Source organism: Caldovatus sediminis (genome assembly GCF_014644455.1).
GTDB classification, from domain to species: domain Bacteria; phylum Pseudomonadota; class Alphaproteobacteria; order Acetobacterales; family Acetobacteraceae; genus Caldovatus; species Caldovatus sediminis.
Map to the genome: position 1 here is coordinate 91,002 of NZ_BMKS01000008.1, position 25,466 is coordinate 116,467.

General features: G+C 72.7%; 21 protein-coding genes and 1 tRNA gene. 21 read left to right on the forward strand and 1 reads right to left on the reverse strand.

Features of this window, described 5'->3' with window-relative positions:
* Positions 1-9 precede the first annotated feature (9 nt).
* From IEX99_RS13915 to IEX99_RS14015, 21 genes are all read left to right on the forward strand, one after another.
* A complete protein-coding gene (locus tag IEX99_RS13915) occupies positions 10-1,509 on the forward strand; it encodes a malonyl-CoA decarboxylase (RefSeq protein ID WP_229678030.1) in 1,500 nt (499 codons plus the stop codon).
* A 247-nt stretch (positions 1,510-1,756) separates the two neighbouring features.
* The gene (locus IEX99_RS13920) at positions 1,757-4,048 is read left to right on the forward strand and encodes a 1-deoxy-D-xylulose-5-phosphate synthase N-terminal domain-containing protein (protein WP_229678042.1); all 2,292 of its coding nucleotides are present in this window, start codon (positions 1,757-1,759) and stop codon (positions 4,046-4,048) included.
* 130 nt (positions 4,049-4,178) lie between these two features.
* Positions 4,179-4,263, forward strand: a tRNA-Leu gene (locus IEX99_RS13925).
* A gap of 60 nt (positions 4,264-4,323) precedes the next feature.
* Positions 4,324-5,688 carry a trigger factor gene (gene tig / locus IEX99_RS13930; RefSeq protein ID WP_188901279.1) on the forward strand — a complete coding sequence of 455 codons (1,365 nt, stop codon included), beginning with the start codon at positions 4,324-4,326 and terminating at the stop codon, positions 5,686-5,688.
* 237 nt (positions 5,689-5,925) lie between these two features.
* A complete protein-coding gene (locus IEX99_RS13935; RefSeq protein WP_229678031.1) occupies positions 5,926-6,687 on the forward strand; it encodes an ABC transporter ATP-binding protein in 762 nt (253 codons plus the stop codon).
* Positions 6,680-7,372 (forward strand): ABC transporter ATP-binding protein, encoded by a 693-nt coding sequence (locus IEX99_RS13940; RefSeq protein ID WP_188901283.1) that lies wholly within the window; start codon positions 6,680-6,682, stop codon positions 7,370-7,372. The genes IEX99_RS13935 and IEX99_RS13940 overlap by 8 nt, the downstream gene beginning before the upstream one ends.
* A 91-nt stretch (positions 7,373-7,463) precedes the next feature.
* Complete coding sequence (locus tag IEX99_RS13945) at positions 7,464-8,687, forward strand: ABC transporter substrate-binding protein (protein WP_188901285.1); 1,224 nt, start codon at positions 7,464-7,466, stop codon at positions 8,685-8,687.
* A gap of 75 nt (positions 8,688-8,762) precedes the next feature.
* Positions 8,763-10,004, forward strand: a complete 1,242-nt coding sequence (locus IEX99_RS13950) for an ABC transporter substrate-binding protein (protein ID WP_188901286.1) — start codon at positions 8,763-8,765, stop codon at positions 10,002-10,004.
* A 62-nt stretch (positions 10,005-10,066) separates the two neighbouring features.
* On the forward strand, positions 10,067-11,314 hold the full coding sequence (locus IEX99_RS13955) for an ABC transporter substrate-binding protein (RefSeq protein ID WP_188901288.1): 1,248 nt from the start codon (positions 10,067-10,069) through the stop codon (positions 11,312-11,314).
* A gap of 63 nt (positions 11,315-11,377) precedes the next feature.
* Positions 11,378-12,634 (forward strand): ABC transporter substrate-binding protein, encoded by a 1,257-nt coding sequence (locus tag IEX99_RS13960; protein WP_188901290.1) that lies wholly within the window; start codon positions 11,378-11,380, stop codon positions 12,632-12,634.
* Positions 12,635-12,746: 112 nt separating this feature from the next.
* Positions 12,747-13,976: an ABC transporter substrate-binding protein gene (locus IEX99_RS13965; RefSeq protein WP_188901292.1), complete on the forward strand. Its 1,230-nt coding sequence runs from the start codon at positions 12,747-12,749 to the stop codon at positions 13,974-13,976.
* Between the two features lie 62 nt (positions 13,977-14,038).
* Positions 14,039-15,277, forward strand: a complete 1,239-nt coding sequence (locus tag IEX99_RS13970; protein WP_188901294.1) for an ABC transporter substrate-binding protein — start codon at positions 14,039-14,041, stop codon at positions 15,275-15,277.
* 63 nt (positions 15,278-15,340) lie between these two features.
* Positions 15,341-16,573 (forward strand): ABC transporter substrate-binding protein, encoded by a 1,233-nt coding sequence (locus tag IEX99_RS13975; protein ID WP_188901296.1) that lies wholly within the window; start codon positions 15,341-15,343, stop codon positions 16,571-16,573.
* A gap of 24 nt (positions 16,574-16,597) precedes the next feature.
* Positions 16,598-17,482, forward strand: coding sequence for a branched-chain amino acid ABC transporter permease (locus IEX99_RS13980; RefSeq protein WP_188901298.1), 885 nt, complete (start codon positions 16,598-16,600; stop codon positions 17,480-17,482).
* A 3-nt stretch (positions 17,483-17,485) separates the two neighbouring features.
* Complete coding sequence (locus IEX99_RS13985) at positions 17,486-18,502, forward strand: branched-chain amino acid ABC transporter permease (RefSeq protein WP_188901300.1); 1,017 nt, start codon at positions 17,486-17,488, stop codon at positions 18,500-18,502.
* 135 nt (positions 18,503-18,637) lie between these two features.
* Positions 18,638-19,348, forward strand: coding sequence for a DUF1028 domain-containing protein (locus IEX99_RS13990; protein WP_188901302.1), 711 nt, complete (start codon positions 18,638-18,640; stop codon positions 19,346-19,348).
* Complete coding sequence (locus IEX99_RS13995) at positions 19,345-20,340, forward strand: ABC transporter ATP-binding protein (RefSeq protein WP_188901303.1); 996 nt, start codon at positions 19,345-19,347, stop codon at positions 20,338-20,340. Before IEX99_RS13990 ends, IEX99_RS13995 begins: the two co-directional genes overlap by 4 nt.
* Complete coding sequence (locus IEX99_RS14000; RefSeq protein WP_188901305.1) at positions 20,337-21,449, forward strand: ABC transporter ATP-binding protein; 1,113 nt, start codon at positions 20,337-20,339, stop codon at positions 21,447-21,449. Before IEX99_RS13995 ends, IEX99_RS14000 begins: the two co-directional genes overlap by 4 nt.
* Positions 21,446-22,966, forward strand: a complete 1,521-nt coding sequence (locus IEX99_RS14005; protein WP_188901307.1) for an ABC transporter substrate-binding protein — start codon at positions 21,446-21,448, stop codon at positions 22,964-22,966. The genes IEX99_RS14000 and IEX99_RS14005 overlap by 4 nt, the downstream gene beginning before the upstream one ends.
* A gap of 9 nt (positions 22,967-22,975) precedes the next feature.
* Positions 22,976-23,923 carry an ABC transporter permease gene (locus tag IEX99_RS14010; RefSeq protein WP_188901309.1) on the forward strand — a complete coding sequence of 316 codons (948 nt, stop codon included), beginning with the start codon at positions 22,976-22,978 and terminating at the stop codon, positions 23,921-23,923.
* Positions 23,920-24,804 (forward strand): ABC transporter permease, encoded by an 885-nt coding sequence (locus IEX99_RS14015; RefSeq protein ID WP_188901311.1) that lies wholly within the window; start codon positions 23,920-23,922, stop codon positions 24,802-24,804. The genes IEX99_RS14010 and IEX99_RS14015 overlap by 4 nt, the downstream gene beginning before the upstream one ends.
* Here the strand turns inward: IEX99_RS14015 and IEX99_RS14020 are convergent.
* Positions 24,801-25,391, reverse strand: coding sequence for a formyltetrahydrofolate deformylase (locus tag IEX99_RS14020; protein ID WP_188901313.1), 591 nt, complete (start codon positions 25,389-25,391; stop codon positions 24,801-24,803). The genes IEX99_RS14015 and IEX99_RS14020 overlap by 4 nt on opposite strands.
* Between the last annotated feature and the right edge of the window lie 75 nt (positions 25,392-25,466).

Genomic DNA, 25,466 nt, shown 5'->3' on the forward strand with positions numbered 1-25,466 from the left:
ACGACCAGCGTGAGGGGCCGCCGCATGTCGGACATCGCCATCACGGCTTCGCAGCCCGAGCAGATCGGCCTGTTCGACCGTGCGCTGCGCCGCGTCGCCAGCCTGTGGCGTGACATGGCCTCGGCGGTGGCGGGCGGCGCCGAGGAGGGGATCGAGGCGCAGATGCGCGCCTGCCTCGAGGGGCGGGGCGGCGAGGTCTCGGCGCGCAACCGCGCCGCGCGCCTCGCGCAGGAATACCTCTCCGCCGACGAGGACGGGCGGCGCGAGTTCCTGCGCGCGCTCGCCGGCTTCGACTCCGACCCGGAGGCGGTGGCGCGCGCGATCGAGCGCGTCAACGCGGCGCGCGACGCGGCCGAGCGCTCCGCCGCCCAGGCGCAGCTCCGCCGCGCGCTCGAGCCGCCGCGCCTGCGGCTGCTGACGCAGTTCACCACCATCCCCGACGGGGTGAAGTTCCTGGTCAACCTGCGCGCCCACCTGCTGCGCGCGGCGAACGGCGACCCGCTGCTCGCGGCGCTGGAAGGCGACCTCAAGTCGCTGCTCGCCAACTGGTTCGACGTCGGCTTCCTCGACCTGCGCCGGATAGACTGGTCCTCGCCGGCCTCGCTGCTCGAGAAGCTCGTCGGCTACGAGGCGGTGCACCGCATCCGCACCTGGCGCGACCTCAAGAACCGGCTCGATTCCGACCGCCGCTGCTATGCCTTCTTCCATCCGCGCATGCCGGACGAGCCGCTGATCTTCGTCGAGGTCGCGCTGGTCGAGGGCATGGCGACCAGCGTGCAGCGCCTGCTCGACGAGAAGGCGCCGGTGCTCGACCCGCGCGAGGCCGACACCGCGATCTTCTACTCGATCAACAACTGCCAGCGCGGCCTCGACGGCATCTCCTTCGGCAATTTCCTGATCAAGCGCGTCGTCGCCCTGCTCGGCGCGGAGTTCCGCAGCCTCAAGACCTTCGCCACGCTGTCGCCGATCCCGGGCTTCTGCCGCTGGCTGGACCAGGCCCTGGTCGAGGACCCGGAACTGCTCACGGAGTCCGAGACGGAGGCGCTGCTGAAGGCCGCGCCGGAGCTGCCGGCCCTGCCAGCTCCGAACGGCAGCGCGACGGCGATGGCCGGGTCCATGGCGACGGCGGTGGAGATGCCCGAGGGTGCGCAGGCCTTGCGCCGCATCCTCGCGCGCCGCGGCTGGCATCGCGACCAGGAGCTGGCGAAGGGACTGGAGCCGGTGCTGACCCGTCTCTGCGCGCGCTACCTGCTGGCCGAGGTTGACCCGCGCAACCCGAGGCGCGCGCGCGACCCCGTGGCGCATTTCCATCTCTCCAACGGCGCGCGCGTGGAGCGCATCAATTGGCTCGGCGACGTCTCCGAGAAGGGGATGCGGGAGAGCTGCGGGCTGATGGTGAACTACCTCTATGACCCCGCGCGGATTGAGACCTACCACGAAGGCTATGTGGGGGAGGGCAGGCGCCCGGCGGCGACGGCGCTCCGGCGCCTGGCGCGCGGCTGGGCCTGAGGCGGCGGCGCGGTCGCCCCGCCCTCGCCGCCCGGCGGCCCGCGCGGCCTGTGCGCGGCCGCCTCCTGTCTCTATATGCTCGCCGCGAATCCGGGCGCGTCGCGCGCCGGCCGAGGGCGGAGGACATCGCATGACCGTCGCGCAGCAGCGCAGGCCGGCCCCTGCCGGGACGCCGCCGGGCGAGGACCTCCGCCGCCTGCGCGCCCTGCATGCGATCGAGCGCAAGCTGCTCTGGCTCAGCGCCTGGATGATCCACCACGCCAACCACATCCGCCCGAACCGCGACGGGCTGAAGGTGGGCGGCCACCAGGCCTCCTGCGCCTCCGTGATCTCGATCCTCACGGCGCTCTACTTCGAGGTGCTGCGGCCGCAGGACCGGGTGGCGGTGAAGCCGCACGCCGGGCCGGTGTTCCACGCCGTGAACTACCTGCTCGGGCGGCAGACGCGGGAGAAGCTCGCCACCCTGCGGCAGTTCGGCGGCATCCAGCCCTATCCGTCGCGGGTGAAGGACGGGCCGGAGGTGGACTTCTCCACCGGCTCCGTCGGCCTCGGCGTCGCCATGACCACCTTCGGCAGCCTGGTGCAGGACTACATCCGCCTGCACGGCCTCGCCCGGCCCGACGTCCCCGCGGGGCGGCACGTCGCCGTCGTCGGCGACGCCGAGCTCGACGAGGGCAACATCTACGAGGCGCTGCTCGAGGGCTGGAAGCACGACGTGCGCAACCTCTGGTGGGTCGTGGACTACAACCGCCAGAGCCTCGATTCCGTCGTGCCCGACCGCCTGTTCGGCCGCATCGAGGGCCTGTTCCGCGACATGGGCTGGAACGTCGTCACGCTGAAGTACGGCCGGCGGCTGCAGGCCGCCTTCGCGCGGCCGGGCGGCGAGGCGCTCCGGCGCTGGATCGACGACTGCCCGAACAGCCTCTACGCCGCGCTCACCTTCCAGGGCGGCGCCGCCTGGCGCAACGCCCTCCTCGCCGATCTCGGCCGGTCGGAGGGCGCGCGGGCGATCATCGACCCGCTCACCGACGAAGAGCTGGCCGCGCTGATGACCAACCTCGGCGGCCACGACATCGAGACGCTGATCGAGGCCTTCCGCGCCGCGGACGCGGAGGGCGACCAGCCGACCTGCTTCATCGCCTACACCATCAAGGGCATGGGCCTGCCCTTCGCCGGCCACAAGGACAACCACGCCGGCCTGATGACGAAGGAGCAGATGGCGGAGTTCAAGCGGAGCATGAACATCCGCGACGGCCACGAATGGGACCCGTTCGAGGGCCTCGATCTGCCCGAGGCGGAGCTTCGCGCCTTCCTCGCCTCCGTGCCCTTCGCCCGCCCGCTCGCGCCGGAGGGCCGCGCGCTCTCGGCGCCCGCCGTGCCGGTGCCCGCGGCGCTGCCGACGCCGAAGGCGCCGCCCGGGCGCAGGCTCTCCACCCAGGCGGCGTTCGGCGACATCCTGGCCGAGATCGGGCGCGGGCAGGGCGAGCTCGCCCCGCTCGCCGCGCGCATCGTCACCACCAGCCCCGACGTGACGGTCTCGACCAATCTCGGCCCCTGGGTGAACCGGCGCGGCATCTTCGACCGCCACACCAAGAACGACGTGTTCCGCGACGCCAAGCTCGCCTCCGCCCAGCGCTGGGGCATGTCGCCGGAGGGCCAGCACGTCGAGCTCGGCATCGCCGAGCAGAACCTGTTCCTGCTGCTGGCGGCGGCGGGGCTCTCGCACAGCCTCTACGGCGCGCGGCTGCTGCCCATCGGCACGGTGTACGACCCCTTCGTCAACCGCGGCCTCGATGCCCTGATCTACGGCTGCTACCAGGACGCGCGCTTCCTGCTGGTGAGCACGCCCTCCGGCCTCACCCTCGCGCCCGAGGGGGGGCAGCACCAGAGCGTCAACACGCCGCTCCTCGGCATGGCGCAGGACCGGCTCGCGAGCTTCGAGCCGGCGCACGCGGACGAGCTCGCGATCCTGATGCGCTGGGCCTTCGAGCACATGCAGAGGCCCGACGGCTCCTCGGTCTGGCTGCGGCTCTCGACCCGGCCGCTGGTGCAGCCGGAGCGGCGGCTCGACCCGGCGGCGGTGATCGCCGGCGCGCACTGGGCGGTGCCGCCGGCGCCCGGGGCGCGCATCGCCATCGCCTACCAGGGCGCGGTCGCGCCCGAGGCCGCGGAGGCCTTCGCCCAGCTCCGCGAGGAGGTGCCGGAGGCCGGGCTGCTCGCCATCACCTCGCCGGACCGGCTGCATGCCGGGTGGCTCGCCGCGCGGCGGCGGGCGCGGGCCGGCGAGCGCGACGCGGCGCCGAGCCACATCGAGGCGCTGCTCGCCCCGCTCGCCTCCGACGCCGCGCTGGTGACGGTGCTGGACGGGCATCCGGCCGCCCATGCCTGGCTCGGCGCGGTGCGCGGGCAGCGCGTGGCGCCGCTCGGCGTGGACCGGTTCGGCCAGGCCGGCGACATCCCGGACCTCTACCGGGCATACGGGCTCGACGCGGACGCGATCCTCGACGCCTGCGCCGAGGCCCTGCTCGGCGGCGTCTGAAGGGGAGAGGCGCGGGTCTGAAGGGGAGAGGCGCGGCGCCCCTTCCGCCACCCGCCCGGCCGCGCTACACGCCCCCCTTCACGACTGCCGCCGGGATGGTCGGCCGGCCGACCGGTCGACGGCGCGGCGGGCGGGCGTGGTGGAACTGGCAGACACGCCGGATTTAGGTTCCGGTGGCGCAAGCCGTGGGGGTTCAAATCCCTCCGCCCGCACCACCGGTCGCCGCTCCGGCGTGGCGCGCGCAGGCGCGCGAGGCAAGGGTGGATCTTCCGACGATGCAGGTGACCGAGCTCGAGTCCGCGGGGTTGAAGCGGGCCTTTTCCGTGGTTGTCCCGGCCGGCGAGATCGCCGCGCAGCGCGACAAGCGGCTCGCCGCCCTGGCCAGGGACGTGCGCATCCCGGGCTTCCGCCCCGGCAAGGTGCCCGCCGCGATCGTGCGCCAGCGCTACGGCGCGGCGGTGATGGGCGAGGTGCTCGAGCAGTCGGTCGGCGACGCCATGCGCCAGGTCATCTCCGACCGCGGCCTGCGCCCGGCGCTGCAGCCGAAGATCGAGCTGAAGTCGGGCGGCGAAGGCCAGGATCTCGAGTTCCGCATGGACCTCGAGGTCATGCCCGAGGTGCCGATGCCGGACTTCGGCGCCATCGAGCTCGAGCGGCTGAAGGCCTCCCCGACCGAGGAGCAGGTGGACAAGGCGCTCGCCGCCCTCGCCGAGCGCAGCCGGACGCTGGAGGACATCGCCGAGTCCCGGCCCGCCGCCAAGGGCGAGGTGGTGATCTGCGACTTCACCGGCCGGCGCCGCAAGGAGGGCGCCGCGGCCGGCGACGACTCGCCGGAGGCCTGGGAGAGCTTCCCCGGCGGCTCCGCGACCGACATGCCGATCGAGATCGGCGCCGGCGGCTTCGTCCCCGGCTTCACCGAGCAGCTCGAGGGCATCGTGCCGGGCGAGACCCGGACCATCACCGTGACCTTTCCCGCCGACTACGGGGCGACGGAGCTCGCCGGCAAGGAGGCGCGGTTCGAGGTGACGGCCAAGGCGCTCAAGCGCCCGGTCGTGCCGCCGGTCGACGACGCGCTGGCGAAGAGGCTCGGCTTCGAGGACCTCACCCGTCTCCGCGACTTCGTGCGCCAGCAGATCCAGGGCGAGTACGACGCGCTGTCGCGGCTCCGCCTGAAGCGCGCGCTGCTCGACAAGCTCGCCGAGCAGGCGAGCTTCACCGTGCCGGAGGGCATGGTCGAGGCGGAGTTCGCCCAGATCTGGCAGCGCGTCGAGGCCGACATGAAGGCCGGGCGGCTCGAGGAGGAGGACAAGGGCAAGGACGAGGCGACCCTGCGCGCCGAGTACCGCGCCATCGCCGAGCGCCGGATCCGGCTCGGCCTGCTGCTCGCCGAGATCGGGCGGACCAACAACATCCAGGTCACGCCGGAGGAGCTGGCGCGCGCGATGCGCCAGGAGGCGGCGCGCTACCCGGGCCAGGAGCAGCAGGTGATGGAGTTCTTCCGCCGCACCCCGCAGGCGGCGGAGGGCCTGCGCGCGCCGATCTTCGAGGAGAAGGTCGTGGACTTCATGCTGGAGCTGGCCAGGGTCACCGAGCGCGAGGTGACGCCCGAGGAGCTGACGGCGCCGCCGGCCCGCGCCTGACCGGCGCTACCGCTTCCCCGCCGGCGCCGGGCCGCCTGGTCCGGCGGACGATCCCTTCCGGCCGGTGCATGGCCGGGGCGCTGCGCCTGCCCGGATGGTCCCGCCCGGCGGATCGGTCCGACAAGCGCGCGGAGCCGCGCAGATGGCGCAAGGGTGCCTTGCAAGACGCGCGACCTGTGTCCATACCTAGCGGCCATGGGGCCAGGAAGCGGCCGGATTGCAGGGAGCGCCAAGGGCTTGTCCGACATCATCCTCGAGACGGAGGGGTTGACCAAGGAGTTCCGCGGCTTCGTCGCGGTCAGCGACGTCTCGCTGCGGGTCCGCCGCGGCGCCATCCACGGGCTCATCGGCCCGAACGGCGCCGGGAAGACCACCTGCTTCAACCTGCTCACCAAGTTCCTCCAGCCGACGCGCGGGACGATCCGCTACGAGGGGCGCGACATCACCGGCATGAAGCCGGCCGAGGTGGCGCGGCTCGGGCTGGTGCGCAGCTTCCAGATCTCGGCGGTGTTCCCGCGCCTCTCCGTGCTCGAGAACGTCCGCATCGCCCTGCAGCGCCAGCGCGGCGGCAGCTTCGACTTCTGGCGCTCGGAGACGCTGCTGCGCGCCTACGACCGGCGCGCGAGCGAGCTGCTCGAGGCCGTGGGCCTCGCCGGCTACGAGGATCTGACCGCGGGCGAACTGCCCTACGGGCGCAAGCGGGCGCTGGAGATCGCGACCACCCTCGCCCTCGATCCGGTGATGATGCTGCTCGACGAGCCGACGGCCGGCATGGCGCACGAGGACGTGGACCGCATCGTGGCGCTGGTGAAGCGCGTCGCGGAGGGGCGGACGGTGCTGCTGGTCGAGCACAACCTCCGGGTGGTCCAGGGGCTGTGCGACACCATTACCGTGCTGACCCGCGGGCGGGTGCTCGCGGAGGGCGACTACGCCTCGGTCAGCCGCAATCCCGAAGTCATCGCCGCTTACCTCGGCACGGAGACGCCGGCGCATGCTTGAGATCCGCAACCTCGAGGCCTGGTACGGCGAGAGCCACGTGCTGCACGGCGTCTCGCTCGACGTGCAGGACGGCGAGGTGGTGACGCTGCTCGGCCGCAACGGTGCGGGCAAGACGACCACGCTGCGCTCGGTGATGGGCCTGGTGCCGCGACGCACCGGCAGCATCCGCTACCAGGGGCGCGAGCTGATCGACGAGCGCTCGGACGCGATCGCGCGGTGCGGCATCGCCTATTGCCCGGAGGAGCGCGGCATCTTCGCCTCGCTCGACGTCACCGAGAACCTGCTGCTGCCCCCGGTGGTGCAGCCGGGGGGGCTCGACCTCGACACGATCTACGGGCTGTTCCCGAACCTGAAGGAGCGCGCGCGCAGCCAGGGCACCAAGCTCTCCGGCGGCGAGCAGCAGATGCTCGCGATCGCGCGCATCCTGCGCACGGGGGCGAAGCTGCTCTTGCTCGACGAGCCGACCGAGGGGCTCGCCCCCGTCATCGTCCAGCAGATCGGCCGCACCATCCACGAGATCAAGGCGCGCGGATTCACCGTGCTGCTCGTGGAGCAGAACTTCCGCTTCGCCCAGACCGTGGCCGATCGGCACTACGTGATGGAGAACGGCCGGGTGGTGGACATGGTGCCGAACGACCAGCTCGGGGCGTCCATGGAGCGGCTGCACGAGTATCTCGGCGTCTGAGGGCGCGGGCACCGGGAAGCGGGCGGGCGGCGCGCCGGCGAGGGCGACGGGAAGCGCCGGGAAAACAGGACCAGGAGAGGAAACGGGCGGGATGGCGATTGGCAGAAGGGTGTTCCTCGGGGCGGCCGCGGCGGCGGGCGCATCGCCGTGGCGGCGCGCCCGCGCGCAGGCCGCGAACACGATCAGGATCGCGCTGCTGTGCGACTTCTCCGGCATGTACCGCGACGTGACCGGCCCCACCGAACTCGCCTGCATCCGCCTCGCGGCGGCCGAGTTCGCGAACCGCGGCTTCGACATCGAGGTCATCTTCGGCGACAACCAGAACAAGCCCGACGTCGGCTCCAACCTGGCGCGTACCTGGATCGACCGCGAGGGGGTGGACGTGATCGTGGACGGCGGCGCCTCCTCGGTCGCGCTCGCGGTCAACGACATCGTGCGGGAGAGGAACAAGGTGTTCCTCAACACCTCCTCCGCGACGTCGGACCTCACGGGCCGCGCCTGCTCGCCGAACACCGTGCACTGGACCTACGACACCTGGATGTGCGCCAGGTCCACCGGCGGCGCCACGGTGCGCGACGGCGGCGACACCTGGTACTTCATCACCGCCGACTACGCCTTCGGCCACGCGCTCGAGCGCGACACGGCGGAGTTCGTGCGCCGCGCGGGCGGGCGGGTTCTGGGGGCGGTGCGCACGCCGTTCCCCGGCACCACCGACTTCTCCTCGTTCCTGGTGCAGGCGGCGGCGGCGCGGCCGAAGGTGATCGGGCTGGCCAACGCCGGCACCGACACCATCAACTGCATCAAGCAGGCGGCCGAATTCGGTCTCGCCCGGCGCGGCATCCGCCTCGCCTCGCTGCTGATGTTCCTGCCCGACGTGCACGCCCTTGGCCTCAACACCGCGCAGGGGCTGATCTGCACCGAGACCTTCTACTGGGACCTCAACGACCGTACCCGCGCCTTCACCCGCCGCATCAGGCCGCACATCAGCGTGCCGCTGTGCATGAACCACGCCGGCGGCTACGCGGCGGTGCTGCACTACCTGAAGGCGGTGGCCGACATGGGCGTGGCGCAGGCCAAGGCCGATGGCCGCGCGGTGGTGGCGCGGATGAAGGCGATGCCGACCGACGACGACGCCTTCGGCCCGGGGCGGATCCGCGAGGACGGCCGCAAGCTGCACCCGGCTTACCTGTTCCAGGTTAAGGCGCCGAGCGAGAGCCGGGGCGAGTGGGACTACTACAAGCTGCTGCAGACCACCCCGGCCGAGGAGGCGTTCCGCCCGCTGGCCGAGGGCGGCTGCCCCTTCGTGCGGAGCTGAGCGGGAACCGGCAAGGAGGCGGAACCGGCGCGCCCGCGCCGGGGGACCGCCAGGGGAGAGACACGGGAGACGTCCATGGCCATCGAGCGCCGAAACCTTCTGGCCGGGGCCGCCGCCGCGCCGATCGCGGCGGCCCTGCCCCTCGCCGGGCGCCGCGCCCGCGCGCAGGCGGCGAACACCATCAGGATCGGCGTGCTGAACGACCAGTCGGGGCTGTATCGCGACCCGACAGGCCCCGTTTCCGTCGCCTGCGCCCGACTCGCCACGCAGGAGTTCGCGGCCCGCGGGATCAACGTCGAGGTGATCGCCGCCGACCACCAGAACAAGCCGGACGTGGCGGTGAACATCGCGCGCCAGTGGTTCGACCGCGACGGCGTGGACGCCATCGCGGATGTCGGCGCCTCCTCGGTCGCCCTCGCCGTCGCCGACCTGGTGCGCGAGAAGAACCGGGTCATGCTGAACACCTCGACCGCCACCTCGGACCTCACGGGCCGCGCCTGCACGCCGAACACCGTGCACTGGACCTACGACACCTGGATGCTGGCCAAGTCCACCGGCGGGGCGACGGTGCGGGCGGGCGGCGACACCTGGTTCTTCATCACCGCCGACTACGCCTTCGGCCACGCGCTGGAGCGCGACACCGCCAACTTCGTGCGCCAGGCCGGCGGGCGCGTGCTCGGCGGCGTGCGCACGCCGTTCCCGGGCACCACCGACTTCTCCTCGTTCCTGCTGCAGGCGCAGGCGAGCGGGGCCAAGGTGATCGGGCTGGCCAACGCCGGCGGCGACACCATCAACTGCGTCAAGCAGGCGGCGGAGTTCGGGCTGACGCGGCGTGGCGTGAAGCTCGCCGCGCTGCTGATGGTGCTGACCGACGTGCACGCCCTGGGCCTGCGCACGGCGCAGGGCCTCGTCTGCTCCGAAAGCTTCTACTGGGACCTCAACGACCGCACCCGCGCCTTCGCGCAGCGCGCGCGGGCGGTGGCGGGGCAGGTGCCGCTGACCATGCACCAGGCGGGCAGCTACGCGGCGGTGCTGCACTACCTGAAGGCGGTGGCCGACATGGGCGTGGCGCAGGCCAAGGCCGATGGCCGCGCGGTGGTGGCGCGGATGAAGGCGATGCCGACCGACGACGACTGCTTCGGCCCGGGGCGGATCCGCGAGGACGGCCGCAAGCTGCACCCGGCCTACCTGTTCGAGGTGAAGCGGCCCGAGGAAAGCCGTGGCCCGTTCGACCTCTACAAGCTGCTGCAGACCACCCCGGCCGAGGAGGCGTTCCGCCCGCTCGGCGAGGGCGGCTGCCCGCTGGTGCGGAGCTGACGCGGGATGCGCCGGCCTGGCCGGCCCTGCGGGGGCAATCGAGGACAAGGGGAGGAAACGAGATGACCGGAGCCATCAACCGCCGCAGCCTGATCGGTGCTGCGGCCGCCGCGCCGCTCGCCGGAGCGCTGGCCGCCGGGGCGCGCCCCGCCCGCGCGCAGGCGGCGAACACGATCAGGATCGGCCTTATCACCGACATGTCGGGGCCGTATCGCGACATCAATGGCCCGGTCTCGGTCGCCTGCGCCCGGCTCGGGGCGCAGGAATTCGGCGCCCGCGGCTTCAACGTCGAGGTCGTCTTCGCCGACCACCAGAACAAGCCGGACGTGGCGCTGAACATCGCTCGGCAGTGGTTCGACCGCGACGGCGTGGACATGATCCTCAACGTCGCCGCTTCCTCCGTCGCGCTCGCGCTGTGGGAGCTGACGCGCGAGAAGAACAAGGTGGCGATCGCCACCTCGACTGCGACCGCCGACCTGACCGGGCGCCCCTGCACGCCGAACACGATCCACTGGGTGTACGACACCTGGATGCTCGGCCGCTCCACCGGCGGGGCGATGGTGCGGGCGGGCGGCGACACCTGGTTCTTCATCACCGCCGACTACGCCTTCGGCCACGCGCTGGAGCGCGACACCGCCAACTTCGTGCGCCAGGCCGGCGGGCGCGTGCTCGGCGGCGTGCGCACGCCGTTCCCGGGCACCACCGACTTCTCCTCGTTCCTGCTGCAGGCGCAGGCGAGCGGGGCCAAGGTGATCGGGCTGGCCAACGCCGGCACCGACACCATCAACTGCATCAAGCAGGCGGCGGAGTTCGGGCTGACGCGGCGCGGCGTGAAGCTCGCTTCGATGCTGATGTTCCTGCCCGACGTGCACGCCCTGGGCCTGCGCACGGCGCAGGGCCTCGTCTGCTCCGAGACCTTCTACTGGGACCTCAACGACCGCACCCGCGCCTTCGCGCAGCGCGCGCGGGCGGTGGCGGGGCAGGTGCCGCTCGGCATGGCCCAGGCGGGCGACTATTCGGCGGTGCTGCACTACCTGAAGGCGGTGGCCGACATGGGCGTGGCGCAGGCCAAGGCCGATGGCCGCGCGGTGGTGGCGCGGATGAAGGCGATGCCGACCGACGACGACGCCTTCGGCCCGGGGCGGATCCGCGAGGACGGCCGCAAGCTGCACCCGGCCTACCTGTTCGAGGTGAAGGCGCCGGAGGAGAGTCGCGGCCCGTTCGACTACTACAAGCTGCTGCAGACCACCCCGGCCGAGGAGGCATTCCGCCCCCTGAACGAGGGCGGCTGCCCGCTGGTGCGGAGCTGAGCAAGGGCGCGCCGCCCGGCCGGCTCCGGCCGGGCGGGCGCTCCACCCTGAGGAGAGGACGACATGACGACCGCCTTCGACCGCCGCAGTCTGATCCGGGGCGCCGCCCTGGCGCCGCTCGTGGCCGCGCTGCCGGCCGGGGCTGGGCGGGGCGCGCGGGCGCAGTCCGGTCAGACGATCAGGATCGGCGTGATGAACGACCAGTCCGGCCTGTACCGCGACATCACCGGGCCGGGCTCGACCGTCTGCGTGCGGCAGGCCGTGCAGGAGTTCGCGGGCCAGCGCGGCATCGCGGTCGAGGTGATGGAGGCCGACCACCAGAACAAGCCGGACGTCGGCTCCACCATCGTGCGGCAGTGGATCGACCGCGACGGCGTGGACGTGATCGTGGACGTGCCGACCTCCTCGGTCGCCCTCGCCGTCGCCGGGATCTGCCGGGAGAAGAACAAGATCTTCCTCTGCTCCGGCGCCGCGACCTCCGACCTCACCGGCGCGCAGTGCAGCCCGAACACCGTCCACTGGACCTACGACACCTGGATGCTGGCGCGCTCCACGGGGGGCGCCATGGTGCGGGCGGGCGGCGACACCTGGTTCTTCATCACCGCCGACTACGCCTTCGGCCACGCGCTGGAGCGCGACACCGCCAACTTCGTGCGCCAGGCCGGCGGGCGCGTGCTCGGCCAGGTGCGCACGCCGTTCCCGGGCACCACCGACTTCTCCTCGTTCCTGCTGCAGGCGCAGGCGAGCCGGGCCAAGGTGATCGGGCTGGCCAACGCCGGCGGCGACACCATCAACTGCATCAAGCAGGCAGGCGAGTTCGGGCTGACGCGGCGCGGCGTGAAGCTCGCGGGCCTGCTCGTCTTCATCTCCGACGTCCACGCCCTCGGGCTGCAGACGGCGCAGGGCGTGGTGCTGACCGAGACCTTCTACTGGGACCTCAACGACCGCACCCGGGCCTTCACGCGGCGCGTGCTGCCGAACATGCCGGGCGGGCTGCGCCCGGGGATGGCCCAGGCCGGCTGCTACTCCGCAGTCCTGCACTACCTCAAGACCGTGGCGGACATGGGCGTGGCGCAGGCCAAGGCCGACGGCGCCGCGACGGTGGCGCGGATGAAGGCGATGCCAACCGACGACGACGCCTTCGGCCCGGGCTCGATCCGGGCCGATGGGCGCAAGCTGCACCCGGCCTACCTGTTCGAGGTCAAGAAGCCGGAGGAGAGCAGCGGGCCGTGGGACTACTACAAGCTGCTCCAGACCGTGCCGCCGGAGGAGGCCTTCCGCCCCCTCGCCGAGGGCGGCTGCGCCCTGGTGCGGAGCTGAGGGGCCGAACGACTGGGCTGGTGCTACGACGACGGGGCGAACGACCGGAACGAGCGGACCGGGGCGCGCCCCGGCCCGGCGCCGCAACAAGGGTTCAGGAGAGACAGACAGTATGGCTTTGGGTCGCCGCACTCTGATCGCCTCGGGCGCCGCCGCGGGCGTCGTCACGTCCCTGCCGCGCCTCACGCGCGCCCAGGCCGCGAACACGATCCGCATCGGCGTGATGACGGACATGTCGGGCACCTACCGCGACAACACCGGTCCGACCTCGGTCGCCTGCACGGAGCAGGCGGTGGCCGAATTCGGAAACCGCGGCTTCAACATCGAGGTGATCCAGGCGGACCACCAGAACAAGCCGGACGTCGGCTCCAACCTGGCGCGGCAGTGGTATGACCAGGGTGTGGACCTGATCCTCGACGTGCCGACCTCCTCGGTCGGGCTCGCGGTCAACCAGATCGCGCGGGAGAAGGACAAGGCCTACGTCAACGTCGGCTCAGCGACCGCCGATCTCACCGGCCCGGCCTGCGCGCCGACCACGATCCACTGGGCGTACGACACTTGGATGCTCGCCAAGTCGAATGGCGGCGCCACGGTGCGGGCGGGCGGCGACACCTGGTTCTTCATCACCGCCGACTACGCCTTCGGCCACGCGCTGGAGCGCGACACCGCCAACTTCGTGCGCGCCAGCGGCGGGCGCGTGCTCGGCCAGGTGCGCACGCCGTTCCCGGGCACGAGCGACTTCTCCTCGTTCCTGCTGCAGGCGCAGGCGAGCCGGGCCAAGGTGATCGGGCTGGCCAACGCCGGCTCGGACACGCAGAACTGCGTCAAGCAGGCGGCGGAGTTCGGGCTGACGCGGCGCGGCGTGAAGCTCGCCTCGCTGCTGCTGTTCATCAACGACGTCCACGGGATGGGGCTGCAGGCGGCGCAGGGCCTGACCTGCACCGAGACCTTCTACTGGGACCTCAACGACCGCACCCGGGCCTTCACGCGCCGCGTCCTGCCGCGCACCCCGAACAACTACCCGAACATGATCCACGCCGGCTGCTACTCGGCGACGCTGCACTTCCTCAAGGCGGTGGCCGACATGGGCGTGCCCGCCGCCAAGGCGTCGGGCGTCGCGGTGATCAACCGCATGAAGGCGATGCCGACCGAGGACGACGCCTTCGGCCGCGGCGAGATCCGCCCCGACGGCCGGCGCATCATCCCCTCCTACCTGTTCGAGGTGAAGAAGCCGGAGGAGAGCCAGGGGGCCTGGGACTATCTCAAACTGGTGCAGACCACCCCGGCCGAGGAGGCATTCCGCCCCCTGAACGAGGGCGGCTGCCCGCTGGTGCGGAGCTAGACCGAACGGGCGGAGGCCCGCCGCCCCGCGGCGGGTCCTGCTGCGAACGAACGGAGGCAGAGATGACGCTCACCCGCCGCAAGCTGATCGCCAGCGCCGCCGTCGGCGCGACCTTCGCGCAGTGCGCGCCTCGCCTCGCGCGCGCCCAGGCCGCGAACACGATCCGGATCGGCGTGATGAACGACCAGTCCGGCCTCTACAGCTACATCGGCGGGGCCAATGGCGTCGCCCTGGCCCGTGCGGCGGCCGAGGAGTTCGGCAACCGGGGCTTCACCGTCGAGGTGCTGCAGGCCGACCACCAGAACAAGCCGGACGTCGGCTCCAACCTGGCGCGGCAGTGGATCGACCGCGACGGGGTGGACATGATCCTCGACGTGCCGACCTCCTCGGTCGGGCTCGCGGTCAACCAGGTCTGCCGCGAGCGGGACAAGGCCTACATCAACGTCGGCTCGGCGACCTCGGACCTCACCGGCGCCCAGTGCGCGCCCACCACCATCCACTGGGTGTACGACACCTACATGCTGGCCAAGTCCACCGGCGGGGCGACGGTGCGGGCGGGCGGCGACACCTGGTTCTTCATCACCGCCGACTACGCCTTCGGCCACGCGCTGGAGCGCGACACCGCCAACTTCGTGCGCCAGGCCGGCGGGCGCGTGCTCGGCGGCGTGCGCACGCCGTTCCCGGGCACCACCGACTTCTCCTCGTTCCTGCTGCAGGCGCAGGCGAGCCGGGCCAAGGTGATCGGGCTGGCCAACGCCGGTCAGGACACCACCAACTGCATCAAGCAGGCGGCGGAGTTCGGGCTGACGCGGCGCGGCGTGAAGCTCGCCGCGCTGCTGATGTTCATCGACGACGTCCACGCGCTCGGCCAGCAGACGGCGCAGGGTCTCGTCATGACCGAGAGCTTCTACTGGGACCTCAACGACCGCACCCGCGCCTTCACCGAGCGCGTGCGGGGCCGGCTGACCGACCGGCGGCCGCCGAACATGGTCACCGCCGGCAACTACTCCGCCGTGCTGCACTACCTGAAGGCGGTGGCCGACATGGGCGTGCCCGCCGCCAAGGCGTCGGGCACCGCGGTGATCAACCGCATGAAGGCGATGCCGACCGAGGACGACGCCTTCGGCCGCGGCGAGATCCGCCCCGACGGCCGGCGCATCATCCCCTCCTACCTGTTCGAGGTGAAGAAGCCGGAGGAGAGCCGGGGGGCCTGGGACTACCTCAAGCTGCTGCAGACCACCCCGGCCGAGGAGGCGTTCCGCCCGCTGAACGAGGGCGGCTGCCCCCTCGTCCGGAGCTGAGGCGGAATCCGGGACCGCGCGGCGGCATGTGACGCGACAGAAGGAACGGGAGGAACGATCACCATGACAGGAGTTGCCCGCCGCGATCTTCTCGGCGCCGCCGGCCTCGCGGCGGCGGCTTCCGCCCTGCCCGGGCGCCGGGCGCGCGCCCAGGCGCGGACCACCATCCGCATCGGCGTGCTGACCGACATGTCCGGCCCCTACCGCGACGCGACCGGGCCGGGCAGCGTCGTCTGCACCCAGCAGGCGGCGGCGGAGTTCAGCGGACGGGGCTTCAACATCGAGGTCATCTCCGCCGACCACCAGAACAAGCCGGACGTCGGCTCCAACCTGGCACGGCAGTGGTTCGACCAGGGCGTGGACGCCATCGTGGACATCCCGACCTCCTCGGTCGCGCTCTCGATCGCCGCGATCGCGCGCGAGAAGAACAAGGTGTTCCTGAACTCCGGCGCCGCGACCTCGGACCTCACCGGCGCCCAGTGCAGCCCGAACACCATCCACTGGACCTACGACACCTACATGCTCGCCAAGGGTACGGGCGGGGCGATCACCCGCGCGGGCGGCGACACGTGGTTCTTCATCACCGCCGACTACGCCTTCGGCCACGCGCTGGAGCGCGACACCGCCAACTTCGTGCGCGCCGCCGGCGGGCAGGTGCTCGGCGCGGTCCGCTATCCCTTCCCGCAGACCACCGACTTCTCCGCCTTCGTCCTCCAGGCGCAGGCGAGCCGCGCCAAGGTGCTCGGCATGGCCAACGCCAGCACCGACACGGTCAACACCATCAAGGCGGCGCGCGAGTTCGGCCTGCACCGCAACATGCGGTTCGCCGCCCTGCTGATGGGGGTGATCGACATCCACGCCCTCGGGCTGGAGCTCGGGCAGGGCCTGCTGCTGACCGAGAGCTTCTACTGGGACCTCAACGACCGCACCCGCGCCTTCACCGCGCGCATCCGGCCGAACAACCAGAACCGTCCGCCCGCGATGGTGCCCGCCGGCTGCTACGGCGCGACGCTCCACTACCTCAAGGCCGTGGCCGACATGGGCGCGGAGCGCGCCAAGGCCTCCGGCGTGGAGGTGGTGCAGCGGATGAAGGCGATGCCCTGCGACGACGACGCCTTCGGCCCCGGCCGGATCCGCGAGGACGGCCGCAAGCTGCACCCTGCCTACCTCTTCCAGGTCAAGACGCCGCAGGAATCCTCCGGCACCTGGGACTACTACAAGGTGGTCGCCACGACGCCGGGCGAGGAGGCGTTCCGACCGCTCAACGAAGGCGGCTGCGCCTTCATTCGCAGCTGATCGAAACCCGGGAAGACACCGCCTATGGACGAAATCTTCGGCATACCCGCGCCGCTGCTGTTCGGACAGCTGCTGCTCGGCCTGATCAACGGCGCCTTTTACGCGATGCTCTCGCTCGGGCTGGCGGTGATCTTCGGGCTGCTCAACATCGTCAACCTGGCCCATGGCGCCCTGTTCATGATGGGCGCCTTCGTCGCCTGGATGCTGCTCAACTACGCGGGGCTCGGCTACTGGTGGGCGATGCTGCTGTCGCCCGTCATCGTCGGCCTGTTCGGCATGGCGCTGGAGAAGCTGTTCATCAGCCGCCTCTACAAGCTCGACCACCTCTACGGCCTGCTGCTCACCTTCGGCCTCGCCCTGGTGATCGAGGGCGTGTTCCGCAACTACTACGGCTCCTCCGGCCTGCCCTACCGGATCCCGGACCAGCTCCAGGGGGCCTGGGACCTCGGCTTCATGTTCATGCCGGTCTACCGCGGCTGGGTCGTCATCGCCGCCCTGATCTTCTGCCTCACCACCTGGCTGGTGATCGAGAAGACCCGGCTCGGCGCCTACCTCCGCGCCGCGACCGAGAACGCGCCGCTGGTCCAGGCCTTCGGCGTGAACGTGCCGCGCATGGTCACGCTCACCTATGGCGGGGGCGTGGCGCTGGCGGCGCTCGCCGGCGTCCTCGCCGCGCCGATCTACTCGGTCAACCCGCAGATGGGCACCAACCTCATCATCGTGGTCTTCGCCGTCGTCGTCATCGGCGGCATGGGCTCGATCCTCGGCGCGGTGCTCACCGGCTTCACCCTCGGCGTGGTCGAGGGGCTCACCAAGGTCTTCTGGCCCGAGGCCTCGGCCACGGTGATCTTCGTCATCATGGCGATCGTGCTGCTCGCGCGTCCCGCCGGTCTGTTCGGAAGGGCCTGAACCATGTCGCCCGACACCTCCCTGACGACCGCCACCCCCGGCGCCGCCCTCGGCCGGCCCGCCGCCTCCCGGCCGGACGAACTCGGCCTGTGGGGGTTCACGCGCGCGCAGCTCGGCGCGCTCGCGGTGCTCATCGTCTTCCTGGTGGTGGCGCCGTTCTGGCTCTACCCCGTCTTCCTGATGAAGCTGCTCTGCTTCGCCCTGTTCGCCAGCGCCTTCAACCTGCTGATCGGCTATGTCGGCCTGCTCTCCTTCGGCCACGCGGCCTATTTCGGCATGGGCGGCTACCTCGCCGGGCACGCCGCGAAGGTCTGGGGGTTGCCGCCGGAGCTCTCCATCCTGACCGGCGCGGCGGTGGCCGGAGGGCTCGGCGCCGTGTTCGGGTGGCTCGCCATCCGCCGCTCCGGCATCTACTTCGCCATGATCACCCTGGCGCTGGCGCAGATGGTCTATTTCTTCTGCGTCCAGGCCCCCTTCACCGGCGGCGAGGACGGCATCCAGCAGATCCCGCGCGGCACCCTGCTCGGCTTCATCGGGCTGCAGGACGACATGGCCATGTACTGGTTCGTGGCCGCCATCTTCCTCGCCGGATTCCTGCTGATCCACCGCATCGTGCACTCGCCCTTCGGCCAGGTGATCAAGGCGATCCGCGAGAACGAGCCGCGCACCACCTCGCTCGGCTACCGCACCGACGACTACAAGCTGGTCACCTTCATCCTCTCGGCCACCCTCGCCGGCGTCGCGGGCGGCACCAAGTCGCTGGTCTTCGGCATCGCCACGCTGACCGACGTGCACTGGGCGATGTCGGGCGAGGTGGTGCTGATGACCCTGGTCGGCGGCCTCGGCACCGTGTTCGGCCCGCTGGTCGGCGCGGCGGTGATCGTCACCATGCAGAACTACCTGGCCGAGATGGGCGCCTGGGTGACGGTGATCCAGGGCGCGATCTTCGTCGCCTGCGTGCTCGCCTTCCGCCGCGGCATCGTCGGCGAGATCGGCAACCTGCTGCGGGTGAAGCTGTAGGCTCCCCGGCGCCGCGCGCCTCCGCGCGGCACGGGCGGTCCCCTACGGGGCGGCGGAGCGATCCGCGGCCCCGGCCCCCGCCGGGGCGTTTTTGGCCCTTGGCGCCCGCCGCCCGGGGCGGTGGAATGGCCGCGCATGACCTGGTCCATCCTCGCCCGCGATCCCGCGGCCGGCGCCATCGGCGTCGCCGTGGCGACGCGGTTCTTCGCGGTCGGCGCCCTCTGCCCGCGCGCCGAGGGCGGCGTCGGCGCGCTCGCCACCCAGGCGCTGGTCAACCCGATCTACGCCCTCGAGGGCATGGCGCGGCTGCGCGCCGGCGAGGCGCCGGAGGCCATCGTCGCCGCCCTGACCGGCGCCGACGCCGGCCGCGCCGCCCGGCAGCTCCACCTCATGGCCTGGGACGGGCGCAGCGCCCGCCACACCGGCGAGGCCTGCGTCGGCTGGGCCGGACATCTCGCCGGCACGGATGTCTCCGTCGCCGGCAACATGCTCGCCGGCCCGGCGGTGATCGAGGCGACGCGCGACGCCTTCCTCGCCACCGCCGGCGCCCCGCTCGCCGAGCGCCTGCTCGCCGCGCTCGAGGCCGGCGAGGCGGCGGGGGGCGACCGGCGCGGCCGGCAGTCCGCCGCGCTCCAGGTGGCGAGCGCCGATCCCTACCCGGACCTGGACCTGCGGGCGGACGACCATCCCGATCCGATCGCCGAGCTGCGCCGGCTGCACGCGGTGGCGCGGCGCCGCTTCGTCCACTTCCGCCGTTTCCTCCCCGGCCGCGACCACCCCGGCGTCTTCGACCGCGCGGTGATCGAGGCGGCGATCGCCGCCGCCACCCGCGAGAACGCCCCGTGAGCGCGCCTCCCGCCCTGGAGGTGCGCGACCTCGCCGTCGAGTTCGCCACCGACCGCGGCATCCTGCGCGCGGTGGACGGCGTCTCCTTCGCCGTCGCCCCGGGGCGCACCCTCGCCATCGTCGGCGAGAGCGGCTGCGGCAAGTCGGTCACCGCGCTGGCGATCATGGGCCTGCTGCCGCCCCACGCCCGCGTCTCCGGCTCGATCCGCCTCGCCGGGCGCGAGATCGCGACGCTGGCGCCGGAGGAACGGCGCAAGATGCGCGGCGCCGAGATGGCGATGGTCTTCCAGGAGCCGATGACCAGCCTCAACCCCGCCTTCACCGCGGGCGAGCAGGTGGCGGAGGCGCTCCGCCTGCACCAGGGCCTTTCGCGCCGCGAGGCCTTCGCCCGCGCGGTCGAGATGCTCGCGCATGTGCGCATCCCGGACGCGGCGCGCCGGGCGCGGCAGTATCCGCACCAGCTCTCGGGCGGCATGCGCCAGCGGGTGATGATCGCCATGGCGCTCGCCTGCCGCCCCCGCCTGCTGATCGCCGACGAGCCGACCACCGCGCTCGACGTGACGGTGCAGGCGCAGATCCTGGCGCTGATCGACGAGCTGAAGCGCGAGACCGGCACCGCGGTGGTGCTGATCACCCACGACCTCGGCGTCGTCGCCGACCACGCCGAGGACGTGGCGGTGATGTACGCCGGCCGCATCGCGGAACGCGCGCCCGCCGCGGCGCTGTTCGCCGTGCCGCAGCACCCCTACACGGTCGGGCTGCTCGGCGCCGCGCCGCGGCTCGGCCGCGCCGCCGGCGGGCGGCTGGCGAGCATCGAGGGCGCCGTCCCCGACATGGCGCGCCCGCCCCCCGGCTGCCGCTTCGCCCCGCGCTGCCCGTTCCGCATCGCGCGCTGCGCCGAGGAGGCCCCGCCGCTCGCCGAGGTGGCGCCGGGCCACGCCAGCGCCTGCTGGCGCGCCCCCCTGGAGCGCATCCTGGAGGCCGCCGCGTGAGCACCGCCGCGCCGCTGCTCGAGCTCGACGGCCTGGTGAAGCACTTCCCGGTGCGCGACGCGCTCGGCCGCCGCCGCGGCGCGGTGCGGGCGGTGGACGGCGTCTCGCTCGCCGTGCCGGAGGGCTCGGTGCTCGCCATCGTCGGCGAGAGCGGCTGCGGCAAGTCCACCCTCGGCCGCCTGGCGCTGCGGCTGATCGAGCCCGACGCCGGCACGGTCCGCTTCGCCGGCGAGGACCTCGGCGCGCTCTCCCCCCGCGCGCTGCGCGCGAGGCGGCGCGACATGCAGCTCATCTTCCAGGACCCCTTCGCCAGCCTCGACCCGCGCATGACGGTCGAGGACGCCGTGGCGGAGCCGCTCCGCCTGCACGGCATCGTGCCCCGCGCGAAGGAACGCGAGCGGGTGGCGGAGCTGCTCGCGCGCGTCGGCCTGCGGCCCGAGCACGCGCGGCGCTGGCCGCACGAATTCTCCGGCGGCCAGCGCCAGCGCATCGCCATCGCCCGCGCCCTCGCCTCCGGCCCGCGCCTCGTCATCGGCGACGAGCCGGTCTCCGCCCTCGACGTCTCGGTGCAGGCGCAGGTGATCAACCTGCTGCAGGACCTGATCCGCGACCTCGGCCTGACCTTCGTGCTGATCAGCCACGACCTCGCGGTGGTGCGCCACGTCGCCGATCGCGTCGCCGTGATGTACCTCGGCCGCATCGTCGAGGAGGGGCCGGCCGAGGCGGTCTTCGCCGCCCCGCGCCACCCCTACACGCGCGCCCTGCTCGCCGCCGTGCCGGGGCAGGGGAGGGCGGCGGCGCCGCCGATCGAGGGCGACGTGCCGAGCCCGATCGCGCCGCCGCCGGGCTGCCGCTTCCACCCCCGCTGCTCCTTCGCCGAGGCCCTCTGCCGCGAGCTGGACCCGGAGCTCGCGGGCGGGGCCGCGCACCGCGCCGCCTGCCACCTCCAGGACCGCCTGCCGCCCGCCGTCGCGCCGGCCGAGGCGGATACCGGTGGCGAAAGGCTGCGCCGCCTGCAATCCTTCTTCCGGGCCGGCCCGGCGCAGCAGGCGCCGGCGGCGACCGGCACGACCGAGGCACAACCGGAACCGTCGGGAGCTTCCGCATGAGGACGACGATCGCCGCCGCGCTGGCGCTGTGCGCCGCGCTGCTCTCGGGCGCGGCGCAGGCGCAGCCGCAGCAGCAGCACCTGCGCATGGCGCTGCGCGAGGACCCGGACATCCTCGACCCCACCCTCTCGCGCACCTATGTCGGCCGCATCGTCTACGCGGCGCTGTGCGACAAGCTGTTCGACATCGACGAGCGGCTGCAGCTCGTCCACCAGCTCGCCGCCGCGCACCGCTGGGAGGACCCGCGGACGCTGGTCATCACGCTGCGCGAGGGCGTGCGCTTCCACGACGGCGAGGTGATGGACGCCGAGGCGGTGCGCTACTCGCTGAACCGGCACCTGACCATGCAGGGCAGCTTCCGCCGCAGCGAGATCAACGACATGGAGGCGGTGGAGGTGGTGGACCCGCGCACCGTGCGCATCCGCCTCCGGCAGCCCTCCGCCTCCTTCCTGTCGCAGCTCACCGACCGCGCGGGCATGATCGTCTCGCCGAAGGCCGCCGAGGCGATGGGGCGGAATTTCGGCACCCGGCCCGTCTGCGCCGGCCCCTTCCGCTTCGTCGAGCGCGTCGCGCAGGAGCGCATCGTGGTCGAGCGGTTCCCGGAGTACTGGGACGCCGGCCGCGTGCACCTGAACCGCATCACCTACCTGCCGATCCCGGACAACACGGTGCGGCTCGCCAACCTGCAGTCCGGCGCCGTCGAGTTCGCCGAGCGCATGGAGCCGGAGCACATCCCGGCGATCCGGCGCGACCGGCGGCTGCGCTTCGTCGCGGTGGACGAGCTCGGCTGGCAGAGCCTGCAGATCAACGTCGGCAACGGCGCGCGCGCCGACACCCCGCTCGGCCGCGACCCGCGCGTGCGCCACGCCCTCGAGCTGGCGCTCGACCGCCAGGCGATCGTGCAGGTGGTCTACGGGGGCATGTACACGCCGACCGTCCAGCCCCTGCCGCCGGCGAACCCCTACCATGTCGCCTCGCTCCGCCCCGAGCCGCGCGACGTGGCCCGCGCCCGCGCCCTGCTGCGCGAGGCGGGCGCGACCGCGCCCCTCCCGGTCGAGCTGCTGGTCCCGAACAACCCGGACCTCCGCCAGGTCGGCGAGGTGATCCAGGCGATGGCGGGCGAGGCCGGCTTCGACATCCGGCTGCGGGCGATCGAGTTCGCCTCCGGCCTGCAGGCCGCCCAGCGCGGCGAGTTCGAGCTCTGGCTCGTCGGCTGGTCGGGCCGCGTGGACCCGGACGGCAACATCTACTCCTTCTTCGTCACCGGCGGCGGCAACAACGACGGGCGCTACTCCAACCCGGAGGCGGACCGGCTGATGAACGCGGCGCGGGCGGAGCTCGACCAGGAGAAGCGCAAGGCGCTCTACGAGCAGCTCCTGCAGATCCTGGTCCGCCAGGACCGGCCGCGGATCTTCCTCTGGCACCGCAAGAACATCATGGCGCACTCGGCGCGCGTGACGGGCTACCGGCCGGTGCCCGACGGGCTGATCCGGGTGCAGGACCTGCGGCTCGACTAGCGCCGCCGCATGTGGATCTGGCTCGCGCGCCGGCTTGCGCAGATCCTGCCGACGCTGCTCGTCCTCTCCTTCCTGATCTTCGGGCTGCAGCAGCTCATGCCCGGGGATCCGGCCCTGATCCTCGCCGGGGAGGAGAGGGGCGACCCGCAGGTGCTGGCGCAGATCCGCGCCGAGCTCCGGCTCGACCGGCCGCTGTACGAGCAGTACCTGCACTGGCTCGGCAGCGTGCTGACCGGGGATTTCGGATTCTCCTGGCGCATCCGCATGCCGGTGGCGGAGCTGATCCTGGAGAAGCTGCCCGTCACCGCGCAGCTCGCCACCATGGCCTTCCTGATCGGCGCGCTGATCGGCGTGCCGATGGGTATCCTCTCGGCCGTCCGGCGCGACCGGCCGGCGGACTGGGCGGCGAACGCGGTGGCGCTGTTCGGCATCTCGACGCCGAATTTCTGGCTCGGGATCATGCTGATCCTGCTCATCAGCGTCCAGCTCGGCTGGCTGCCGCCCTCGGGCTACGTGCCGCTGACCGAGGACTTCCGGCAGTCCATCGCGACGACGATCATGCCGGCCTTCGTCCTCGGCACCAACATCGCCGGCGTGCTGATGCGGCACACCCGCGCCGCGATGCTGACGGCCCTCTCCCAGGACTACGTGCGCACCGCCCGCGCCAAGGGCCTGCCGGAGCGCGTCGTCGTCTGGAAGCACGCGCTGCGCAACGCGCTGATCCCCGTCGTCACCCTCGGCACCATCGAGTTCGGCCGCCTCCTCGCCGGCGCGGTGCTGACCGAGCAGATCTTCACCATCCCGGGCTTCGGCAAGCTGGTGGTGGACGCGGTGTTCAACCGCGACTACCCCGTCGTGCAGGGCGTGGTGCTGACGACGGCGCTGATCTTCGTCCTGCTCAGCCTCGTCGCCGACCTGCTCTACATGGCGATCAACCCGCGGCTGCGCCACGCATGAGCGCTACCGTCGCGGCCCCCGCTTCCGTCGAGCGCGGCGAGAGCCCCGCGCGCCGCGCGCTGCGCCGCTTCCTGCGCCACCGCATCGCGGTGTTCGGGCTGGCGGTGATCGTGGTGTTCGTCGCCACGGCGCTGCTCGCGCCCTGGATCGCGCCCTACGACCCGCTGCAGACCTCCTGGACCGCGATCCGCCGGGCGCCCTCCGCCGCGCACTGGTTCGGCACGGACGAGAACGGGCGCGACGTGCTCTCCCGCGTCATCTGGGGCGCGCGGGCGAGCCTGATGGCCGGCGTCGTCTCGGTGCTGGCCGCGGTCGCGATCGGCGTGCCGTTCGGGCTGCTCGCGGGCTTCGCCGGCGGCTGGGCGGACGCGGTGCTGTCGCGCATCGCCGACGCCATGCTCTCCGTGCCCTTCCTGATCCTGGCGATCGCGCTCGCCGCCTTCCTCGGGCCGGCTCTGGAGAACGCGATGCTCGCCATCGCCATCACCTTCAGCCCGGTCTTCGTGCGCCTCGCCCGCGGCATGGCGCTGGACGCGAAGTCCACCGACTGGGTCGAGGCGGCGCGCGCGCTCGGCAACCCCGCCTGGCGCATCGCGGTGCGGCACGTGCTGCCCAACATCGTCCCGCCGCTGCTCGTCCAGTCCACCCTCGCCATCGCCGAGGCGATCATCGCCGAGGCGGCGCTCTCCTTCCTCGGCCTCGGCCAGCAGCCGCCGGCCCCCTCCTGGGGCAGCATGCTGAACAGCGCGCAGCGCTTCCTGGAGAACGCGCCCTGGCTCGCGGTCTTCCCCGGCGCCGCGATCTTCCTCGTCGTCCTCGCCTTCAACCTGGTCGGCGACGGGCTGCGCGACGCCCTCGATCCGCGCGCGGAGCGGCGCTAGCCCGCCCGGCGCGGCAGACGGTCCAGCCAGCCGAGGTTGCGCGCGAGGAAAGCGCGCGTCCGCGCCTGGCCCGCGCTCTCGTCGCACAGCCAGAGCGCGAGGGCCTGCAGGAACACCAGCGTCAGCCCCACCTCCTCCGCCTGCCGCGCCAGGCCCCGCGCGTCGAGCCGCGCCGCCTCCAGCGCCCAGTGCATCAGCCGCGACAGGTCGAAGGCGAGCGGCACCCAGTGGTGCGGGTGCGAGGGATGCAGCTTCGCGCGCAGCATGGAGGCGACCACGCGCCGGTGCGCCGCCTGCGCGTCGAACCAGCGCAGCAGCACGACGCGCATCCGCTCGCTCGGCGGCAGCGCCGCGAAGCCCGGCATCGGCTCGGCGAGCATCGCATCGAGGGCGCGCGCGAACCAGGCGTTGGCGATGGCGTCGGCGTCGCGGAACTCGGCGCGGATCGCGGCGAGCGGCAGCCCGAGCCGCTCCGCGACGAGGTGCAGGCGGAGATCGTACCAGCCGGACTCGGCGGCGACCGCGAGGGCGGCGTCGAGGATGCGCGCGCGAAGCGCGGGGTCCCGGTGTTGCGGAGTCTCTTGCACCCTGTCCTCCCCGTCGGTTCCGCGCGGCCCCGGCGGGCGCTCGGTGGGCCGGACGAGGCCTCGCCGGTTCGCGCG

Excerpts from the sequence above, each read along its gene's own strand:
- IEX99_RS13920 (WP_229678042.1), top strand. The coding sequence starts at position 1,757 with ATGATCCACCACGCCAACCACATCCGCCCGAACCGCGACGGGCTGAAG.
- IEX99_RS13990 (WP_188901302.1), top strand. The coding sequence starts at position 18,638 with ATGACCTGGTCCATCCTCGCCCGCGATCCCGCGGCCGGCGCCATCGGC.
- IEX99_RS13955 (WP_188901288.1), top strand. The coding sequence starts at position 10,067 with ATGACCGGAGCCATCAACCGCCGCAGCCTGATCGGTGCTGCGGCCGCC.
- IEX99_RS13965 (WP_188901292.1), top strand. The coding sequence starts at position 12,747 with ATGGCTTTGGGTCGCCGCACTCTGATCGCCTCGGGCGCCGCCGCGGGC.
- IEX99_RS14005 (WP_188901307.1), top strand. The coding sequence starts at position 21,446 with ATGAGGACGACGATCGCCGCCGCGCTGGCGCTGTGCGCCGCGCTGCTC.
- IEX99_RS13980 (WP_188901298.1), top strand. The coding sequence starts at position 16,598 with ATGGACGAAATCTTCGGCATACCCGCGCCGCTGCTGTTCGGACAGCTG.
- tig (WP_188901279.1), top strand. The coding sequence starts at position 4,324 with ATGCAGGTGACCGAGCTCGAGTCCGCGGGGTTGAAGCGGGCCTTTTCC.
- IEX99_RS13950 (WP_188901286.1), top strand. The coding sequence starts at position 8,763 with ATGGCCATCGAGCGCCGAAACCTTCTGGCCGGGGCCGCCGCCGCGCCG.
- IEX99_RS13975 (WP_188901296.1), top strand. The coding sequence starts at position 15,341 with ATGACAGGAGTTGCCCGCCGCGATCTTCTCGGCGCCGCCGGCCTCGCG.
- IEX99_RS13970 (WP_188901294.1), top strand. The coding sequence starts at position 14,039 with ATGACGCTCACCCGCCGCAAGCTGATCGCCAGCGCCGCCGTCGGCGCG.
- IEX99_RS14010 (WP_188901309.1), top strand. The coding sequence starts at position 22,976 with ATGTGGATCTGGCTCGCGCGCCGGCTTGCGCAGATCCTGCCGACGCTG.
- IEX99_RS14015 (WP_188901311.1), top strand. The coding sequence starts at position 23,920 with ATGAGCGCTACCGTCGCGGCCCCCGCTTCCGTCGAGCGCGGCGAGAGC.
- IEX99_RS13945 (WP_188901285.1), top strand. The coding sequence starts at position 7,464 with ATGGCGATTGGCAGAAGGGTGTTCCTCGGGGCGGCCGCGGCGGCGGGC.
- IEX99_RS13960 (WP_188901290.1), top strand. The coding sequence starts at position 11,378 with ATGACGACCGCCTTCGACCGCCGCAGTCTGATCCGGGGCGCCGCCCTG.
- IEX99_RS13985 (WP_188901300.1), top strand. The coding sequence starts at position 17,486 with ATGTCGCCCGACACCTCCCTGACGACCGCCACCCCCGGCGCCGCCCTC.
- IEX99_RS13940 (WP_188901283.1), top strand. The coding sequence starts at position 6,680 with ATGCTTGAGATCCGCAACCTCGAGGCCTGGTACGGCGAGAGCCACGTG.